We start from the raw sequence: 15670 nt of genomic DNA on the forward strand, positions 1-15670 counted from the left end.
TCTTCATCGTTCGGGGTGCTAAAAAAGTTACTATTACTACTAATACCAGTTTGTAGCGTAGGGGTAATTTCGGCCCCATCTTTAGTCATAACGCTACCTGGTTTTAAATTAGCAGCAGCAGGCGCAGCTATCATAGCGCTCAAAAGTGCGCTAAGTGGTACAAGTTTTTTAGTATGCATTTGCATTTTTAAATCCTTTAAAAATTGTCATAAAAATAATTTTCACATCAAACCACAAAGACCAATGTTTGATATAATGTAAATCAAACTCGACACGCTTTTCCATCTTGTCTAGGGTATCAGTTTCACCACGCCAGCCGTTAATCTGTGCCCAACCAGTAATGCCAGGTTTAGCTTTGTGTCGCAACATATAAAACTCTACCTTTTTGCGGTATTCTTCATTATGTGCAACTGCATGTGGACGGGGACCCACAATAGACATATCGCCTTTTAAAACGTTTATAAATTGGGGAAGTTCATCTAGACTTGTTCTTCGTAAAAAGGCGCCTAACGGAGTTATACGTGTATCATTTTTCTTAGCTTGGGTAACCACTGCACTATTCTCGGTAACGGTCATCGAACGGAATTTCCATACCTTGATTTTTCTTCCATCTAACCCGTACCGATCTTGTTTAAATATAACTGGGCCTTTAGAAGTAAACTTAACTGCCGCTGCGATAATAATTAATATAGGTGATATCAATGTTAATATTATTGAAGCTACAATAATATCCTCAGTACGTTTTATAAATTCCCTAGCACCAATAAATGGTGATTCAAAAACACTTAATGTATCAACATCTCCAACATGCTCTATACGGGCATGAATTAAATTAGACATCAAAAAGTCAGGTATAATATGAACATCTACTGTCGTGTCACCTAATTGCAATAATATTTCAGCGATACGTTTATCTGCTTTCATGGGAAGAGCAATGTATAATACTCCTATTTCACCATTTCGTGCAGAATTAACAGCATCTTGAATTGTACCTGCCATATCATGCTTTTTAGTATTTTCGAACAGTCGTTCAGGTTTACGATCGTCATAAAAACCTAAAAACTTAAAGCCAAGTTCATCATTTTTAGTAATTTCATCAAATAAATAAACTGCGGACTCAGTTGCACCTATGATAGCAACGTTACGTAAATTCATCCCTAGCTTGCGACGGTTTCTTTTGTAAATATGAACGCAAACCCGCCATATATATAAATAAAAAATACCTAATAAGAACCATAGACCAAGTCCAATGCGAGAGAAGTCATTAGTAAACTTAAACGCAAAAGAAATAAAAAATAAAAAAATGAAGGATACAGCTAAAGAGCCCCAAGCGCACAATACCATAGTTTTGAATTTACCCGCTCGCCATGAACGATACGTAGAAAATAACTCCGCTATATACATATAACTTAAGGCAACACTTAAAATTGCTACCATATAAAAGGGAGTTAACTCAAATCCGTAAAACAATGCTGAACATTGAAAAGCTAGAAAAAGGGCAAAAATATCAAACAAACGGTAAAAATTTGCATCAGACGAACCGGAAGGCTTAAACGTCCTTGAAGATGTCATACTATATAATCCTTATAGATATCATGAGAAGTGATTTTAGTATCACAAGTCAATGAATAAATAATAACGCAAAGCCACTAAGTATTCAATGCTGTAAATAGTTAAACTACTTTATCTGCACATACAAAGTTTAACTACATACTTAACTAAAGCAAGTAATATGAGTACATAAAACATAAATAAACTTGCTAAACAAAAACAAACATCGACAAAAAAATTAACCAAACTTAAACAAATAGTTAATATTTATGCACTAAGGAAAAGCAACTATGCAAAAACTTCTTGCATGTATCCCCACAAACCAAAAGAAAAGCCTTGAAATAAGTTTATACCCAGCACAGATTTTATTAAGTAAAAAATTAGTAAAATAATAAAGAAACTAATACTAATTAAAATAGCTTGGGCAATTCTAGAAGCTTTAACCTCATTAGGGCTCAATTGGCGCCTATTTCTACCAGCTAAGATAACAAAGTAATATCTGTACTTAAAAAACTTTATTACACCTCTGTGATCTATTAAATGGCTCCCCCACTGTCTTGCTCCAATCGCAGTTTTTAGGTGCATGAGCTGTTCCTCTGTAAAGCTATTACGCACACTAGGAGGAAAGCGTTTTAATAAGTTTATGATCGCCGGATCGTTTTTTATACACATGAGTAATTATTTACCACCTAATAAGCTTTATATTCAATAAAATTGGGGCGTGGTTTAGGTCAATCAACCTTTTTATAAACTTACCTATCTAACTTTTCTCGCGAGATAATTTTGGCCGGACAACCTGCTATTATACAATTACCTGCAAAGCTTTTATTCACTACAGAGTTAGCTCCAACAGCGAGATTATCCCCAAGAGTGATTCCCCCATAAAGCTTAGCCCCAGGGCCTATATAACAATTATCACCAATAACAGGGACAGCATTTGAATTCTGTGCAGATGCGCCAATATTTACGCAGACGTGAATCCTACAATTATCGCCAATCCGTGCATTTCCATTAATGACAATAATACCGATATGAGCAATTGAAAGGCCTGCACCACATGTGCTTATTGGGATAGTAATACCCAAAATACGACCAATTTTTTATGCTTATAAGCATACCAGTGTTTAAATATAGAATTGCGATTAGCGTAATACTCGTGTTTACATAAAACTCGTTGAAATTTCCAGATATCATTAAATAGGTAACTTTTCAAACCGCTTACCTTCAAAGACTCCTTGTCTTTTTTTAAAAAATATAAATAGTCAGATTTACTTTTAATCATCAAAGCCTTCCGAAATGCATTAACGTGCAAGTTATTTATGTAATGCTTTAAGCTTCGCCTTAAATTTTAAGAAGTCTTTAAAAATATAAAACAATGCTATTGGGTATTCAAAAAAGTACCTTTTAAAAAGCTTTGGCTCATCATAAATTCTGTAGATCCAACGCATATTATATTTATCTGCCCAAAGGGGGTAATAATCAACACCAGTAATAATCTGATGTAAAAAACCGCCGCATGTATAACCTGCGCCATCCCATCCTGCTACTTTGAGCGCATTTAAAAAACGTTCTTGATGTACTGCCCCCATACCTACCACAACTACTGAGGGGTTTAGCTTTTTAATATCGCCAATTATTTCTTGTCTATGTTCATCACTTTTAAAATATCCTGAACTGTAACCAACTATATTTAATAAAGGGTATTGTTTTTTTAAAGCTTCTACCGACAGAGGTATTTGTTCCTCTTTAGCTCCGATTACGTACACTGTTTTATTGTGTAGTGAGCAATTTTCAAATACCACAGGGGCAAGTGATGTAGCATCAAAACTTACGCGTTTAATGCCTTTCATACCACAAAAGCCTAAAACCCTTACCATCAACTGACCATCTATATATATATCGTCCAATTGAGCGTATAAGTCTCTATTTTTTCTGCCAATATAGTAAGAATATGGGTTCAAAAAGCTAACATTTCCTGTCTTACTTTCTTTATATTCAGCCCTAACTTTATCGACCAAGATGTCAAACATATTTATATTTCCTTAAATTATTACTCCGAGAGTAATTGACTCCATTGCTTTTCGACTTTTTCATTATCAGTCTCATTGGCCATTTTTAAGCAATTATTAGAAAAAGCATTAAAAGTTGCCTGATCAATGGTCAAAGCTTCAATTTTATTAACGCAATCATCAACATCATTGTCATTAATTAAAAAGCCATTCTCGCCTTGCTTTATAAGCCATGCGGCTGCTTCAAAGTTGTTAAATACAACTAGTGGTAATCCTTGGCTTCTAGCTTCTATTAATGTTTGACCAAACCCTTCATAATGTGAGGTCATTAAAAAAACACTATAGCTACTTAAAGTTTCAGCAACATTAATTGATGGGCCTAAATAATTAATATTATCAATATTCGCAATTTTTCTTTTTAAACTTGATACTTCTTCATCAGCACCTAAACCATAAATATCGAGGGTGTAATTACTGTCAATCTTTTTCATAACCTCTATCATTTTGTCAAAGTTTTTTTGGTGCTCGTGTATTCTCGCTATAGTAACTAGCTTTTTACTATAATGAGCGACGTTTTTACTACTTTTAAGTTTGCAGCCTCGTGGGATAATCTGGATTTTTTCTTTATTAAAATTATAGTTTGTTTCCAATTTATCACGATCAAATGAAGTATAAACACAAAATTTATGAATATTCTTACCGTTTAGCTTAAATGCTAACTTTGCAAGCTTGCTTGAAAAAAGCCAATCTAAACTATTTGATTGCACTAGTATTAAACGTCTTTTAGATAAAAAAAATCTAAATAGAAAGAGTAAATATACTGGATGATATATAAATATAAAATCAGAGCTTTTTTTTCTATGACCTATTAACTTAAAAGCAAATAACAACCCCTTTATTGCTTCTCTTATTTGGCCATCAGCAAATCTTGGAATCCTAATTTTTTCATAAATTACGGAGGTACTTTCATCAAAATGCTCTTTTTTATTGTTTGCTATATCATTATAGTATTCGACAAAAGTACTATTTAGTGAGTTAGACACAGATTGTAAAGAACGCATTAATGTTTCTATTCCACCAATACCTGTAGATTTATTTGGGTGATACGATATTATTTTTTTCATTTTTATACCTTAAATAATAAAACCTCTTTACATTATCTTTTTCAACTAAACACAACATCGTGATATAAGCTATCGCACCAAGAAGCAAACATAGTATTAATTTTGTTTTTGCATCTTCAACAAAGTTAGAAATAGATGCAAAATATACAATCAGAGACATTATTGCGCTGATAGTGAACGCAGGTGTAAAATCTTTCAAAAACTGCTTAAATGGATATTTAATAACCTTGTTTACAGCAAGCGAATTCCATAGGAAGCTTAAAAATGTATATAAGCCGATAGCAACAACTCCTGCTGCGGCACCAATTACACCACCAAGTAGGATTATTATAAGTAGGCAAGTAATTGATGACATCAACTCCTTCTTTGTAATTATATTTGGGACTTTAAATATTAAAAACAATGAATCATGAAATAAATAAAAAGTTCTAAACACTGCAATCAAAGCAAGCGACTGAAGGTAAATTACACTATCAACCCATTTGTCACCAAACACTGTATTTATAAGTAACGGAGCAATAGCCGCTAAGCCAAAAAACAATGGGAAAACCATAAATGAAGCAAGCTTATTAGAATCAGAAAACTTTTTTTCTAATAAGTTTTTGTCATTTTGAATTTTAGATAGGCTAGGTAAAGCATATGTGTTTATCCCATGAAAAACAGCATCTCTTGGTAAGGATACTATTCTATTAGAGAAATTGAACAATCCTACGGATGCGGCTCCAGCTACAGAACCTAAAACTAGGGGTAGTCCATTATTAATTAAACTGTTACTGAAAGCAGATATTGATAAATACCGCCCCATTTTTAAGGTATTAAATAGTAGCTCTTTATGAAAAGTAAATTTGATAATATCTCTCATAAAATACGCCAGAACTAATAGACTAATTAATTCCTGTAATACATACTGCATCACTATTGCGTATGCGCCATATCCCTCAACAGCAAGGGTTACGCCAGTAACAAATCCAACGCACTTAGCAAGCAAAGCGCGAAGTGCAATACTCTTAAAGTTATGCTTTCTTCTTAGCTTAGCTAAAAATGGCCTACCCGCTAAAATATAAACGACAGTACTTACTGAAAGACCCAGCATCAATAAATCATTTGCTCTATCAAGGAATAGTAACCCCAGCGTCATAGTAAGTGTAACAAGTAAAAGCGACAAACAAACAGAAAACCATAGCACAGTAGAGTACTCATTTTGCTCCACCGTTTCTTTACTAACCAAAGGTGACTCGATCATTCCGGAGAAAAGACCTGCTAGTAAACCAGGAATAGCGACGTAGATAACCCCCTTACCTAATTCTTCCGGCTCTAGGTAAAGAGCAAAAATAAAAAATGAAAGTGTAGATAAAAGCACTAAAAATACTTTATCAAAAAATATCCAAAGTACCGATCTTAAAAAGCTCATGTATTACCTTTATCTTTTAAATTTTAAGTGATAGATAGAAGAAATGTATTTTAAAAAAGGATAAAAATTTAGCATGTATATGGACGTTTTTGATATTCTCTTCATCTCTTTGAAACACTTGATAGTATTTTTATAATCTCTTTTCGTATAGAAAACAGTTAGGAACTCATATATGTTTAATAACTTGAATCTTTTGATCTCTTCTTTACTCAATTTATGAGAATATTTGCTTAAAAAGACATTTATAAATTCTTTTTTATATTTATAGTATTTATCGGGGTTACTTGTAATATTCCCTTCAGTTCCAAAATGCCTAGTGACTAAATACTTTTGAATAGTAAACACATCATATTTTTCAGCAATTTGAGACCATAACAAACGGTCTTCTGCGTAATGTAGTGACTCATCAAAACCACCAAACTCATTTAGAACAGATAAGGGCACCATAACGCTTGCAGTTGCTTTAATAGCATTGCCATTTAAAAAATCTTTGAAGTGATGACCTTCTAATATCGGTATATCGCGTTTTATTTTAGTATTTCCGCAAGTGTCAGTCGTAAAAGTTTCTATTAAACCTATATTATGAGAGGAGCATTTCTTTGAATATAAATCCAATTGCTCTTTAAGTTTATCTTGAAGCCATTCATCGTCTGCATCCAAAAAACAAACAAGTTCTTCGTGTACTAAAGATATACCTTTATTTCTAGCCGCTGAGGGGCCTGAATTTTCTTGTGAGACTAAATTAATCTTTAAAGAGGAGCTATCTATATAATTTTCTACGATGTTAACAGATTCATCAACAGAACCATCATCAATAACCAGTACTCTTGAAGGTTTTACAGTTTGATTCTCAAGAGATGTAAGTGCTCTTAATATAGTATTCGCTGAGTTATACATAGGTATAACTACTGCAACGGTTAATTTATTTTCTTTATTTTTCATTATTTTTAGAACCCAATGATAAAAACATTGCAATTAATAATATTAAAAAATCAATTGCGTAATAGTTAGGCACAACATGCCCAATAGTGTTTGCTACTAACACCATAATAATTATTGCGAGACAAACTGATGATTCCTTAGCCGTTGTTTCACTAGGAATACGTATGAGTGTTTTTAACGCTGTAAATACAATCAGCGAATTAATTAAAATTAGAAAAACAATGCCCCCGTCAAGCTTTGTTTCTATATAACCGTTGTGGGCATTACCGATAAATCCCCAGCGCTCAATAAAATCTTGTGCATTAACACTATTCCAAAAAGCGCCAAAACCATGTCCTAAAATAGGTTTATCATCTAAATGAGGTTGTAGTAATTCCCAAATTATTTTTCTATCTGTTAAATCAGAATTCCTACCAAGCAAGTGAAAAGCAAATTCCTTTGCAAGGTATATCAGCAAACCTATAAGTAGAAATATTCCTAAGGAGATAAGAACTTGGCCGAGAAAGTACTTACTAGCCCTGTTGTAAGGGTAGTAATGAAAATACAAAACTGTACTAATTCCTATAACAGCTAATGCCACTCCTGACGCAGAACGCGATAAACATAGTGCTATAAACACCGGAATCATTAATAGGGTTGATTTTTTATCTTTTTTTAAAAAATAGGGGAGTAAAATAGTAAGCCCTATAGCGTAAGCTCTCGCTCCTGCATTTTTATCGGCCAAAATCCCTAAAAAGGCCCCCCCTCTGATTCCACCTTCAATAAATACATGCGATGGAATAACTATAGCAAGTAGAAGACCTGCAAGAGCACAATAAGCAATTACACAACCAATAAAATAAAGTAAATCTACTGATTTGTAGAATGTTGTTAAATGTGAGGCAAATAAAAATAACGCTAATATAGCTATACTTCTTTTTAATGTAAAACTTGGCTCAACAGACCAAGTTACGGATATAAAGCAAAAGAGTGGTATTAACCACATTAGATAGTTTTTTTTCCAAAAAGATTTTCTAAAAATTATCTTTTTATATATTAAACAAAAGCCTGATAGCAAAATAATAATAGAGCCGGAGAATTTATTAACAGGGCTACCATCTGTAGCGGCAGTTAAAAGATCTCGCCCTCCAGAAAAGAGTAAACCATAAGTAAAAGATATTACTTTAAAGTAGTATAATGTTCCTACCATAAGTAATAAGCTCACAATTGAGCTAAACCTCACAGTATAGTTTGAGTTGTTCACAATTACTCCATAGCTTTAAGATAGGATTTAGCTGAATTACTCACTGTGTATTTCTCAGCAAGATTTAATTGCTTTTCTATATCGTAATTATCATTTACTAAGGTGTTATGGATAGCTTCAGCTAATTCTTTCGGTGACTTCACAGAAACAAGTGATCCAACTGCGCCATCTTCAAGTACTTCATCAGGTCCGCATGGGCATCTAGTAGACACAACTTTACACTGAGCTCCCATCGCTTCAACTAAAGCATTAGGGCTCCCCTCGAATAAGGATGATAAAACAAATACATCTGCTGCATGTATCTCATCTAAAGGCGCCTCTGTATATCCGTATAAACTTACACTTTCTGTTAAACCAAGCTCATCAATTTGTTTTTGAAGTGTTGCTCTAAGCTCTCCTTCCCCATAAATAATCAAACGAACATCCATGCTTTGTTTAATAATAGCAACTGCACTAATTAGGTCATCAAAACCTTTTTGTGCAGCTAAACGGCCTAAACCTACAATAATGGGTGTAGTCTTATCTGATAGCCATGGGTGTGTGGGGTTAGAAAACTGTTTTTCTCTAAAGTCATCATCTAATGTAGGGTTTGGAAGATTAATTACACTTGCTCTATTGACAACTGTCGTTTTAATTAAATCTTGAGCAACTCCATCTGATACTGCAAATACAGGGTTAGGTATAAAACGATAAAAAAATGGCGCCAAAAAATATGCGACTTTAACTAAGAAATCATTATTTACGAGCTTATCTTTAGAAAAGGCATTTCTCTCACTTACATAAAGAGACTTTAATCTACCTATTGATAAACATGCTAATATTGCAATAACATTAACATGAGTAAGTGCAGAAAGAATTTTGTCAGGCTTGTTATCCAATAAATATTGCCTAAGCTTAGGAACAGCCTTAACTGTTCTGTGTGCTTTTAATTCATGCAAAGTTACACGATCGCTCACGTTCTTAATGTTAATACCACCTTCGGTTAATAACACTATAGATACCTTTTGACCCAGATTAGCTAATCCATTTGCTAATCTAACCATCATTTTTTCGGCTCCGCCACCATTTAAGTTGTGCACTACGACAGTAATTTTCACAGATGTCTACCTATTTATTTAAAAGTGCTAAGTAAGCCTTGGCTGAGCGCTCAAATGTGTACTTTGAGATCTCGTCCCCACTTAAATTAGCTGGAGAAACTAATTTATTGTTAATACTTTTTGCAAACTGTTTTAAATCTCCAATGGGTATTAAATCTCCATAGTCGCCGTCTTTTAATATTTCTCTGGGCCCAGTAGGGCAATCAAATGCAACTATCCCTTTCTTTAATGCTAAAGCTTCAATTAATACTGTTGGCAAGCCCTCATGCCTAGAGCTTAAAAGGTAAAGCTCACTGTTTTTTATAATGTAGTAAGGGTTTGATGAGTAACCATTGAAAATAACTTTATCGTTTAAATCCAGTTCTTCTCTTAAAGTCTCTAATTGTTTTAAATCTTCCCCTTCACCAACAATTATTAAATCTGGTAAATTTTCGTTTTCGTCTAATGCATGGCGATATATTTTTAATAAAAGATCGAAACCCTTTTGCTCACATAAACGCCCTACAGCACATAGATATGGTCGTGGGTGTGAAAATTGCTCTGTATTTTCAGCGGCAAGGTTATATAAGTTTTCATTAACTACTGGGTTGGGACAAAAACTAACTTTGTCTTTAATTTTAGGAATTTGCTTTTTAATATATTTGGAAAGGTCATCAGAAATTGCGACTATGTTACCTCGTCCTTTGGCATATAATTTATATAGGTTTGTAATTTGAGAAACACTTAAGTCCTGATCACTTACGTCAAATGCGCAATGCCTAGTATAAACTGGGGTATACTCCCTACAAAATATCTTTGTAGTATAGTTAAGTAAATTAGCTTGCTCTTTTGCTGAAATAACAAGTTCATATTTACCTTTTTTAATAAAAGCACCTAGCTTAAACGTATATTTGGCAATACCAGAAATGCCCCCTGAATCCCCAAAATATGTATCAAAGTTACAGAAAAGCTCTTCCTCTACACCTTCAGCATCCATTATAAATATGCCGACTTTGTGCCCTTGCCGAGCAAATTCATGTGCGAGATTCAACGTTACCTTTTCTACTCCACCGCTACGTAAAAAATCTTTTAACACAAATAAAACGTTTTGCTTTTCCATAACTTAGTACTACTCTTCCGTTTACAACTTAATATCAATTAAAGCCACATACGACTTTAACTATCTTTTATTTATAATACTAAATCTTATTGTAAGACCTATACCAATCAACAAATTTTCTCATGCCAAATTCAATATTAGTATTTGGCTTAAAACCTACTTCAGCATTTAAACTATCAATATCAGCATAAGTGGCTGGTACATCACCTGCTTGCATTGGCATATAATTTTTTTCTGCCACTTTGCCTGCGGCTTTCTCAATTGATTCTATAAAGGTCATTAATGCGATTGGCTCATTGTTACCAATATTGAATACTCTATATGGTGCTTTGCTCGATTCAGGCGAAGTATTGCTGTTGTGAGGGTTTCTTTTTGGGGCAACATCTTGAATACGAATTATGCCTTCGACTATGTCGTCTATGTAGGTAAAGTCGCGTTTCATTTTACCGTTATTAAACACTTTAATTTCACGGTCGTTTAATATTGCATCGGTAAATAAATAAGGGGCCATATCTGGGCGTCCCCATGGGCCATAAACAGTAAAAAAGCGCAAGCCGGTTGTTGGTATGTCGTATAAATGACTGTAGCTATGTGCCATTAACTCATTAGATTTTTTAGTCGCTGCATACAGCGATACAGGGTGATCAACCGCATCATCTGTAGAAAACGGCATTTTTTCGTTCATACCGTATACAGAGCTTGATGAAGCATACACTAAATGTTCAACCTTATTGTGTCGGCAGCCTTCTAAAATAGTGGCTGTACCCACTAAATTAGAGTCTATATAAGCCATTGGGTTTTCTATCGAGTATCTAACGCCAGCTTGTGCCGCTAAGTGAATAACGCGGTCAAACTTTTCATCACTAAACAGTTTAGCTATGCCGTCTCTATCTGCTAAATCCATTTTTACAAAACGAAATTGCGTAAGGTGTTTAATACGCTCAAGTCTTGCATGTTTTAATGCCGGATCGTAATAATCGTTTAGGTTATCTAGCCCTATTACTTCATGGCCATCGTTACATAAGCGTTCAGCCACAAAGTTACCGATAAACCCTGCGGCACCCGTTACTAAAAATTTCATTAGATATTTCCCTACTATGCTCAACTTACATAGTTTTTGCGTGCTAAATAACAGAAGCAAACATTAGTTACTTCTGTTATTGATATGATTTTGCTAATGGTATTAGTTTGTTTAGCAATTACTTTACTTTGAAAGTAACTCTTTAACTTGCTTAGTAAACTCCTCGCCCATACGACTAGACTGCATTGCATACTCTACATTTGCTAACATGTAACCTAGTTTAGAGCCACAATCGTGAGATTTACCTTTTAAATGGTAAGCTTCGAGTGTTTCTAGGTGACGAAGCTGAAGTAGTGCATCAGTTAGCTGTATTTCACCGCCTGCGCCTGGTGGTGTGTATTCAAGCAAGTCCCAAATTGTTGGTGATACAACGTAACGACCAGTTATGGCTAAGTTACTTGGTGCTTCATCGTTATTTGGTTTTTCGACCATGTTTTTAATGGTCGCGTTTTCGCCGGCGCTAATTTTTTTACCTGCTAAATCGGCTACACCGTATTGATGTACTAATTCTTGTGGTACGGGCTCCACCATTACTTGGTTATAGCCTGTTTTATCAAAGCGCTCGATCATTTGGCTTAGGTTGTCGGCTTTCGGATTTGACTTGTATTTATCGACAATTACATCGGGGAGCATTACGGCAAACGGGTTATTACCTACTATAGGGCGCGCAGCAAGAACTGCATGGCCTAAACCCAGTGGTGCTGATTGGCGAACAGAAATTACAGTTACGTCTTTTGGTACTATTGAGCGCACTTCTTCTAACAGGCTTCGCTTAACACGTGCCTCTAGGGTGGCTTCTAGCTCAAAGCTGGTATCAAAGTGATTTTCTATTGAATTTTTAGAGGCATGAGTAACAAGTACTATTTCTTTAATGCCCGCGGCTACGGCTTCGTTAACTACATATTGAATAAGCGGCTTGTCTACTAAAGGTAGCATTTCTTTAGGAATGGCTTTTGTGGCCGGTAGCATACGTGTACCAAGGCCAGCAACAGGTAATACTGCTTTTAAAACTTTCACTTTAAGTCCTTTTTGATTATTTTGTAAAGCACGCAAAAAAAGAACAAGCAAAAGCCTAATTCCGTTTAGCGTACCTCACCTACCGTGTGAGGCTATTATTATACACACCACAACAATGTACTCAATAAAAAAAGCGTCCTTTAATATTGTTTTTTTGTTAAATTTATGTTGCACCAAGTTAGCCTGCAGCGCACTATTTTAGTGCTTCTCATGCTTTTATGTGATCTACCTTTTTAATGCTAACAATACTATACTAGGCTTGTTTTATTATTAGGGAATACTTACTTAAAGGAACGTGTGTGCGTTTAGGGCTTTGTATAGCATTAGTGGTTTCGTTTTTTGTATGCGCGCAAGATATGCTCATGTATTTACGCAACAGCGATATAATTGCCCGTGCGCAAAAACAATATGGTAGCGAAGGCCATGCACGTATAAAAAACTGGTTAAATTTTATAGATGAATCTGCTGATAAAAGTGAATGGCAAAAAATTCATTTAGTTAATAATTTTTTTAATAAGCATATTAAATATAAAACCGACCAAGACCTATGGAATCAAAAAGACTATTGGGCGACTCCGCTCGAAAGTTTGGGCATTGGCATGGGTGACTGTGAAGACTACGTAATTGCTAAGTACTTTACCTTAATGGCGCTGGGCGTTCCTGAGGATAAAATACGCCTAATGTATGTTAGGCAAAAAACGGTTAATCAGCCGCATATGGTGCTTATATACATTGAAAACCCAAATCAAGTTCCTTATGTTTTAGGTAATTTTAATACTAAACTACTGCCTGCTAATAAACGCCGCGATTTAACCCCCATTTATAGTTTTAATGGCCAAGGTTTGTGGTTAGCTAAATCGAAAGGCCTTGGTAATAAAGTAAAAAATAGCCGTGGTGTGTCTGCTTGGAACACTATGCTAGAGCGAATTGAACAAGGTGAGCTTGCTCCCATTTAGAATAACGTTAAAGGAACTATTAGTTATGTCGTCTTTTTTTAAAAATGGCTTGAGCTTAAAAACCCAAGTTTATGGACTGATTATTGTTATTTCGGTTATTTCGTTTTTTGTACGTATAATTACCGATGTAGATACCACTCGCCAATACCTACAAACGCAAATGGCTAGCCATGCCCAAGACACCGCCACGAGTTTAGGGCTTTCTATTTCGCCTTACCTTGAAGACGATAGCATAATGATTGCGCAAACAATGGCTACGGCTATTTTTGACTCAGGTTATTATAAGCAAATAAAATTTACTAACGCTGAAAACCAGGTGGTTTTTGACCTTATAAACCCTAAACGAGTTGAGTCGGTACCTAATTGGTTTATAAGCACCGTTAAGCTTAATGCCCCAACTATGCAATCTGAGTTAAATAATGGTTGGATAATGGCCGGCACACTTGAAGTAACAAGCCACGTTGGGCAATCGTACTTAACGCTGTGGGAGCATACCAAGCGTAGCTTATATGGATCGTTTTTATTATTAGTAGCGTCGCTGGCTGTGGCATTTTTAATACTGCGAGCAGTGTTTAAACCATTAAAAGCGGTAGAAAACCAAGCACATTTAGTTACGCGTAAGCGCTTTACATTAAACAACGAAATACCGGTTGCCCGCGAGCTACGCACCGTGACTAAAGCCATTAACAATATGGTTATGAACCTGCAAAGTACGTTTGATTCGCTCACTAAACAAACACAAGCTCTTACCGAAGAAGTTTACATAGACCCTTTAACCGGTTTGGGGAATCGTAAGTCGTTTGATAACCATTTTAATTCGGTGGTCGACTCTATTAGCGATGAAACACCTATTACCGCCATGATGATCACCCTGCCCTCGCTTGCAAATATTAATAAAACAGTAAGCTACCAAGATGGCGATGAACACGTAAACGAAGTAGCGAATATTCTTAAAACTATTTTTGGTGAGCTAACAAACGCAAAAGTATTTAGATTAAATGGCAGTACTTTTATTGCCCTTGCTCCTTACGATAGTGAGTTTTTAAATAGAACACGCCTAGAAATTACCGATGCTTTTAGCCAACACAAAAATAGCTTACACGTAAATGGCTTTGCTAACTTTGCGTTAGTAAGTGTTGGTAAGGGCATGCCTGTTGGTAACGTACTATCAGCTTTAGACACTGGCTGCACAATTGGCGATACAAACACTAAAGTAGATAAAGACACTTTATTTAGCGTTAACCAGTGGCGCTCGCTTATTCAGTCTATTTTAGCATCGGGTGAGGTGAGTTTTTCGGTGCAACCTGTAAAACGTACTAATTCGCAAAACAAACAATGTTATTTTGAGGTATTTGCACACTTTATTTTTGAAGGCGAAAAAGTTAACAACGGGCATTTATTTGCTATGGCCGAAAAACTTAACTTAACCGAAGAGCTAGACAAAAAAATAATACGCAATTTTGTAAATGTTAAAGAGCAACACCCAAACGATGTATTTGCACTTAACTTAAGTAAGGCCTCTTTATATTCGACTGATTTTATTGAATGGTTAACGCTTTATTCGCATACCAAACCTGTTATAAAAACTAATTTATTATTTGAATTACACGAAATTAGTTTGCTTTACAACGTACATATTGCCTCGCAACACATAGATATAATTAAAGATATTGGTATTAACGTATGTATTGAGCATTTTGGTACCAGCCTTACCTCGTTTAGATATTTGCAAGGGCTAGACATTGAGTACGTAAAAATAGACGGTAGCTACATACAAGACTTATTAGATAACAACCAAAGCAAATTTTTTATTCAAACAGTTAATAATATTTGCCACGGTTTTGGCATTAAAGTTTTAGCGTGTTTAATAGAAAAACCTGAAACATTAAAGGTACTTGAAAGCTTAGGGTGTGATGGCGTACAAGGTAATTTAATTATGCCGCCTTCTAAAGTTATTAAAGCCAATAATAGTGGCGCAAATAAAGAGTTTACTTTTTGTGCCGATACGCTAAAATTTTGCAATTAGATATTCAACCAAGGGATCAGAGATGAAATCACTTATTTTAGCTAGCTTAGTTGCTAGCGCATCAGCACTTACAGTTTTACCTGCTTATGCACAAACGGACACAGATGCGGTAGT

The 15670-nt window shown here is 35.1% G+C and carries 14 protein-coding genes and 1 pseudogene; 2 read left to right on the top strand and 13 right to left on the bottom strand.

Annotated elements, in window-relative coordinates:
* From AABI99_RS15360 to galU, 13 genes and pseudogenes are all read right to left on the bottom strand, one after another.
* Positions 1–185, bottom strand: a pseudogene (locus AABI99_RS15360) (hypothetical protein); the annotation flags it as partial.
* Positions 169–1572: an undecaprenyl-phosphate glucose phosphotransferase gene (locus tag AABI99_RS15365; RefSeq protein WP_338366972.1), complete on the bottom strand. Its 1404-nt coding sequence runs from the start codon at positions 1570–1572 to the stop codon at positions 169–171. The gene AABI99_RS15365 and the pseudogene AABI99_RS15360, both read right to left, overlap by 17 nt.
* 267 nt (positions 1573–1839) lie before the next feature.
* Entirely contained in the window at positions 1840–2136 is a 297-nt protein-coding gene (locus tag AABI99_RS15370; RefSeq protein ID WP_338366973.1) for a 3-phosphoshikimate 1-carboxyvinyltransferase, read from the bottom strand.
* 167 nt (positions 2137–2303) lie between these two features.
* On the bottom strand, positions 2304–2636 hold the full coding sequence (locus AABI99_RS15375; protein ID WP_338366974.1) for a DapH/DapD/GlmU-related protein: 333 nt from the start codon (positions 2634–2636) through the stop codon (positions 2304–2306).
* A gap of 228 nt (positions 2637–2864) precedes the next feature.
* Entirely contained in the window at positions 2865–3581 is a 717-nt protein-coding gene (locus AABI99_RS15380) for a WecB/TagA/CpsF family glycosyltransferase (RefSeq protein WP_338366975.1), read from the bottom strand.
* Positions 3582–3601: 20 nt separating this feature from the next.
* The gene (locus tag AABI99_RS15385) at positions 3602–4684 is read right to left on the bottom strand and encodes a glycosyltransferase (protein WP_338366976.1); all 1083 of its coding nucleotides are present in this window, start codon (positions 4682–4684) and stop codon (positions 3602–3604) included.
* Positions 4653–6095 carry an oligosaccharide flippase family protein gene (locus AABI99_RS15390; protein ID WP_338366977.1) on the bottom strand — a complete coding sequence of 481 codons (1443 nt, stop codon included), beginning with the start codon at positions 6093–6095 and terminating at the stop codon, positions 4653–4655. The genes AABI99_RS15385 and AABI99_RS15390 overlap by 32 nt, the downstream gene beginning before the upstream one ends.
* Before the next feature lie 9 nt (positions 6096–6104).
* On the bottom strand, positions 6105–7037 hold the full coding sequence (locus tag AABI99_RS15395) for a glycosyltransferase family 2 protein (RefSeq protein WP_338366978.1): 933 nt from the start codon (positions 7035–7037) through the stop codon (positions 6105–6107).
* A complete protein-coding gene (locus AABI99_RS15400) occupies positions 7027–8280 on the bottom strand; it encodes an O-antigen ligase family protein (RefSeq protein WP_338366979.1) in 1254 nt (417 codons plus the stop codon). The genes AABI99_RS15395 and AABI99_RS15400 overlap by 11 nt, the downstream gene beginning before the upstream one ends.
* Positions 8281–8282: 2 nt before the next feature.
* Positions 8283–9377, bottom strand: a complete 1095-nt coding sequence (locus AABI99_RS15405; RefSeq protein ID WP_338366980.1) for a glycosyltransferase — start codon at positions 9375–9377, stop codon at positions 8283–8285.
* A 10-nt stretch (positions 9378–9387) separates the two neighbouring features.
* Complete coding sequence (locus AABI99_RS15410) at positions 9388–10476, bottom strand: glycosyltransferase (RefSeq protein ID WP_338366981.1); 1089 nt, start codon at positions 10474–10476, stop codon at positions 9388–9390.
* 79 nt (positions 10477–10555) lie between these two features.
* Positions 10556–11557, bottom strand: coding sequence for an NAD-dependent epimerase (locus AABI99_RS15415; RefSeq protein WP_338366982.1), 1002 nt, complete (start codon positions 11555–11557; stop codon positions 10556–10558).
* Positions 11558–11680: 123 nt separating this feature from the next.
* On the bottom strand, positions 11681–12574 hold the full coding sequence (gene galU / locus AABI99_RS15420; protein WP_338366983.1) for a UTP--glucose-1-phosphate uridylyltransferase GalU: 894 nt from the start codon (positions 12572–12574) through the stop codon (positions 11681–11683).
* 299 nt (positions 12575–12873) lie between these two features.
* Here galU and AABI99_RS15425 point away from each other — a divergent pair, with 299 nt between their 5' ends.
* Positions 12874–13530, top strand: coding sequence for a transglutaminase-like cysteine peptidase (locus AABI99_RS15425; protein ID WP_338366984.1), 657 nt, complete (start codon positions 12874–12876; stop codon positions 13528–13530).
* A 25-nt stretch (positions 13531–13555) separates the two neighbouring features.
* Positions 13556–15556 (top strand): EAL domain-containing protein, encoded by a 2001-nt coding sequence (locus tag AABI99_RS15430; RefSeq protein ID WP_338366985.1) that lies wholly within the window; start codon positions 13556–13558, stop codon positions 15554–15556.
* Positions 15557–15670 lie beyond the last annotated feature (114 nt).

The organism is uncultured Pseudoalteromonas sp., from assembly GCF_963922945.1.
GTDB lineage: Bacteria > Pseudomonadota > Gammaproteobacteria > Enterobacterales > Alteromonadaceae > Pseudoalteromonas.

Coding starts and splice junctions, on each gene's coding strand:
- AABI99_RS15415 (WP_338366982.1), bottom strand. CDS start 11,557: ATGAAATTTTTAGTAACGGGTGCCGCAGGGTTTATCGGTAACTTTGTG.
- AABI99_RS15390 (WP_338366977.1), bottom strand. CDS start 6,095: ATGAGCTTTTTAAGATCGGTACTTTGGATATTTTTTGATAAAGTATTT.
- AABI99_RS15410 (WP_338366981.1), bottom strand. CDS start 10,476: ATGGAAAAGCAAAACGTTTTATTTGTGTTAAAAGATTTTTTACGTAGC.
- AABI99_RS15380 (WP_338366975.1), bottom strand. CDS start 3,581: ATGTTTGACATCTTGGTCGATAAAGTTAGGGCTGAATATAAAGAAAGT.
- AABI99_RS15430 (WP_338366985.1), top strand. CDS start 13,556: ATGTCGTCTTTTTTTAAAAATGGCTTGAGCTTAAAAACCCAAGTTTAT.
- AABI99_RS15370 (WP_338366973.1), bottom strand. CDS start 2,136: ATGCACCTAAAAACTGCGATTGGAGCAAGACAGTGGGGGAGCCATTTA.
- AABI99_RS15395 (WP_338366978.1), bottom strand. CDS start 7,037: ATGAAAAATAAAGAAAATAAATTAACCGTTGCAGTAGTTATACCTATG.
- AABI99_RS15385 (WP_338366976.1), bottom strand. CDS start 4,684: ATGAAAAAAATAATATCGTATCACCCAAATAAATCTACAGGTATTGGT.
- AABI99_RS15365 (WP_338366972.1), bottom strand. CDS start 1,572: ATGACATCTTCAAGGACGTTTAAGCCTTCCGGTTCGTCTGATGCAAAT.